Origin of the sequence: Facklamia sp. P13064, from assembly GCF_050409425.1 — a bacterium.
In the GTDB taxonomy this organism is placed as follows: Bacteria; Bacillota; Bacilli; order Lactobacillales; family Aerococcaceae; genus Facklamia.
This window is the reverse complement of sequence record NZ_JBNUPM010000035.1, coordinates 1-3904: the sequence shown is the minus strand read 5'-3', so window position 1 is coordinate 3904 and position 3904 is coordinate 1. Positions and strand designations below refer to the sequence as shown.

Annotated in this window: 5 protein-coding genes; 4 read left to right on the top strand and 1 reads right to left on the bottom strand. The window is 33.9% G+C overall.

What is annotated here, in order from left to right:
- Positions 1-190: 190 nt before the first annotated feature.
- The 4 genes from ACQV2S_RS08620 (at position 191) to ACQV2S_RS08605 (ending at position 3342) form a co-directional block, all read left to right on the top strand.
- The gene (locus ACQV2S_RS08620) at positions 191-355 is read left to right on the top strand and encodes a hypothetical protein (RefSeq protein ID WP_428875501.1); all 165 of its coding nucleotides are present in this window, start codon (positions 191-193) and stop codon (positions 353-355) included.
- Positions 356-707: 352 nt separating this feature from the next.
- Entirely contained in the window at positions 708-1415 is a 708-nt protein-coding gene (locus tag ACQV2S_RS08615; protein ID WP_428885396.1) for a hypothetical protein, read from the top strand.
- A 112-nt stretch (positions 1416-1527) separates the two neighbouring features.
- A complete protein-coding gene (locus tag ACQV2S_RS08610; protein WP_428885395.1) occupies positions 1528-3084 on the top strand; it encodes a bifunctional metallophosphatase/5'-nucleotidase in 1557 nt (518 codons plus the stop codon).
- A 39-nt stretch (positions 3085-3123) separates the two neighbouring features.
- Positions 3124-3342: a sce7725 family protein gene (locus ACQV2S_RS08605; RefSeq protein WP_428875505.1), complete on the top strand. Its 219-nt coding sequence runs from the start codon at positions 3124-3126 to the stop codon at positions 3340-3342.
- A gap of 346 nt (positions 3343-3688) precedes the next feature.
- On the opposite strand, the gene ACQV2S_RS08600 is transcribed toward ACQV2S_RS08605, so the two are convergent.
- Positions 3689-3847: a hypothetical protein gene (locus ACQV2S_RS08600; protein WP_428885397.1), complete on the bottom strand. Its 159-nt coding sequence runs from the start codon at positions 3845-3847 to the stop codon at positions 3689-3691.
- Positions 3848-3904 lie beyond the last annotated feature (57 nt).

Here is a 3904-nt window from a genome sequence, read left to right as displayed (position 1 = left end):
AACATTGTTTAAACAACGTTTATAGTGGTTTTTCGGTTTGAGACTTATGATACAGACCCCTTTAGGTGTTCAGAATGAAGTTAAAATATAGCTTATTTTGATAAAAAAGTTAAGTAGAACTTTAGGTCCAATATATGGTACGATAAAATCTTGATAGTGAAGATAAAAACTATTAAGAGAGGAAGAGTTGATGAGTCAAACAAAGATTGAATTCTTGGGTGGAATTGGCACAATTGGGGGAAATATTATTAGCCTTCAAAAAGATAATCATCAAGTGATTATGGATTTTGGAGCATTTGTAGGAGCCGATATTAAACAATTGCTAGATCGATCATTAACTGAACAATTCCTTTAAGATAACTTATTGCCTAAGGTAGAAGGATTTTATTCTCAAAGCCAGTTAAATTCAAATTCGTTAACTGCTTATGAGGTGAGCTCATCGAATACTGCCATTTGCTTGTCTCACTCGCACCTTGATCATCTAGGTTCCTTAGGACAAATAAACGAACAAATTCCTGTATACACATCAGAGAAGTCATTAAACTTTTATGAAAATTTAGTAAAAATTCCTTTTTACCTAAATATGATGTTAATTGGCAAAGTGTTCCTCATCAAACAAGTATTCATCATGGGCCATTCAAGATAACTTTTAAAGAGAGTGACCATGATACAGAAGGTGCGAGTGCTATTTTATTGCAACGAATGATTTGAAAATTGTTTATTCAGGAGACTTAAGACTAAATGGTTATAACCCTGAAAAAGTGCTCAAGTGGGTAGAAGAAGCCCATCCTTTTGAACCAGACCTACTATTAATTGAAGGCACCTCTTTGTCTAATTTTGGAGATGACCTCGCACCTCACTTAGCTGTTGAGGGAAAAAATCATAATCTAGCTTGTTCAAATGAGCGGCAGTTATTAAAAGAGAGAGACCACTTATTGGGTAAAAAACAAGCAGGCATCATAACCATTAATTTATATCCACAAAATATACAACGCTTGATAAGATTGAATGAAATAGCTAAAAATCATCAACGGAGATTTGTCGTAGATAAAGCGTATTACCAATTGCTTAAACAACATATATCAAGCAAAATCGATAATATTTTTTGTTTAGATGAGGATGAAGAAGAAAGTAGTCTTTTGGTAAGTGCTGAAGAATTGAAGGCTTCGCCGAATGACTATTTATTATTAATTGATTATGAACGTCATCAAATTCTTTATCAATTACCAGCTGGAATATATTTACATTCAAACGGAGTTCCTTTAGGAGTCTTTATGGCTGGTTATGAGGAGTTTTTAACTAATATGGTTGAATACGGCCGGGATTTCTATCAGGCTGGGGTCTCAGGTCATGCCTCTCAAGCAGATTTATTGATGATTGGTTATACGATTCAATCAATAGTTGTTATTCCATAGCATACATTTAAACCAAAGGCTTTTGGTCAAGAGTTAGAAACAAAAGGTCTAATTGTTTTCTATCCTCAGTATGGCCAAATATATACGATGGACAAGATATTGGAGGGGAACAATGCTTAAAATCCGCTTTTTAATAACGAGTGATACACATGGTCAATGGCACCATCATCCTGATCAGACTGAGTATTCCTTAAAGAACACTGCAGCTTTAATTGATCAATTAAAACAAGATGCGATTAAGACATTGCAATTTGATTTAGGCGATTTTATTCAAGGATCGCCTATGACGAGCTATACCAGTCAAGTGACAAAGAGTGCGGCTCCTTATGCTCGAATGATGAATGATTTGGACTATGATTATCAAATTGTTGGTAACCATGAATTTAATCACGGAATGGCCTATCAAGACACAGCATTAGACTTAATAAATGCACAAATATTATGTAGCAATATTGTGGATCGAAAAACCAAAAAGCCCTATAAGGGAAAAGCCTATGATGTCATCAACATTGAAGATTATAAAATCGGAATTATTGGTGTAACCACCCACTATATACCACACTGGGAGTTGCCAGAAAATTATGAAGGCTTAGAATTTTTAGATGCTTTTGAAACGGTTAAAGAGTATGCTCAATTTTTAAAACCTCAAGTGGATTTATTAGTTGTTGCTTATCATGGAGGTTTTGAAGCTGACCTATCTTCGGGAGAGGCCTTAGAGGCTCAAACTGGAGAAAATCAAGGATATAAGATGATCAGTGAGATTCCTGAAATAGATCTTTTATTAACGGGTCATCAACATCGTCAGATTTGTCAGCCCTTTAAGGATTCCTTTGTCATTCAACCAGGCTATGGTGGTGAAAAGGTGGGTGAAGTTATCGTGAGTTTAGATAAAAAAGCTTCCCCAGCAATTGAAGGGGCTCTACACTCTTTTACAACTAGCGAAGCAATTGAAAATATTCGTCCATTAGAACCTGAATATAGCCAGAGCCTTAACTGGCTTGATGAGGTCTTAGGGAATGCTCCCATGGAGATGCCCACTCGAAACCTTCATCAAGCAAGAGTGAAAGGCCATCCTTTTGCTGAGTTTTTAACGAGAACGATGTTGAATGAAACAGGGGCAGACTTCGCAGGTATATCCTTGCTCAACGATCACTTTGTAGATTTTCAAGGTGAAGTTAGGCGAGGAGAACTATTGAATATTTATCCTTATTATAATCAAATTGCTGTTAGCCAAGTAAGTGGTCAGGATATAATTGAAGCGATGGAGCATAATTTTGCTTATTTTACTTTTGATTCATCCGGTAAAATTTCTGTAAATCCTTCTTATATTTATCCTAAACCTAAGCATTACAATTATGACTTGTACACGGGTTTTTCTGTAGAGGTTGATTTGAATCAACCAATAGGTAAGCGTGTGGTCAAATTAATTAATGAAAAAACACAAAAAGTAATTGATAAGCAAAAATATTACCATTTAGCGCTCACTCAATATCGTGCTGTTGGGGGAGGCGATTATAATATGTTTACAAAAGCTAAAATTGTTAATATGATTGATAAAGATATGATTCAATTAATAGTTGAAGGTATGGATCAATTGACAGTTACGGAATGGAAAGATATAAATCATCATTATGAGCATATTCAATGGACAGCTTTTAATGAAGATTAAGTATTTTTTCAAAGTTGAAATTAGTCTAAAAAGCTTTTAATAAACAAAATACTTTTAGCTGATAATTTCAATAAACAAAAAAGAAATGCGGATTATGTTGGTGATGAATATTTTTCTTCTGATCATTTATCGTTTAAAAAAGATGGTTACATAGGGTTTTTAGATTATTATGTAATGGGTAAAGATTTTATGGAAAATGGCTTTTCACCTCATGCTGTAGCAATCCATATTATAGATTGTGATAAAAAAAGAACTTGAGGGTTCATCATTTTGTATCTGATACCAATCATAGCCCAACAGATCCAGCGAATAAATACCATGAAGCAGTTATTAGACCAAAAGAATAGTATAATAAGATAATGGAATTGGAAGGTAAAGAATATGTAAAAGAAAACATAGAAACTGAAGTATTTTAACATTTATTACAGATGCTGATGAAGGGAGCGACCCTGGCTTAGGAGTAATAAAAAAATTATCTATTGAACATCAGATAGAACTAATGAGCAAATTTTTAAGAAGCTAAATAAAAAGACAATCAGTTTAAATTTATAGTTTATTATATAATGAAAATAATTTGATGTTTATACTAAAAGAGTTAGAAAAACTAGGCTCTATGTCCAATAGGGTTGATGCTATCCAAGGAGATTAAGCCACTAATGGTTGCTTGGTCTCCTTTTCTTTTCTTCCTGACACATATAATCGTGTTATTAATCCCTTCAATAGGGCCATTGGTTAGTGTGTGATAACGAAAGGAATTCTTAATGAAATGCTTAAACTTAGTAACTATTCTTAAGACTCTCTTAAGCCTTGGTGCAAGCGA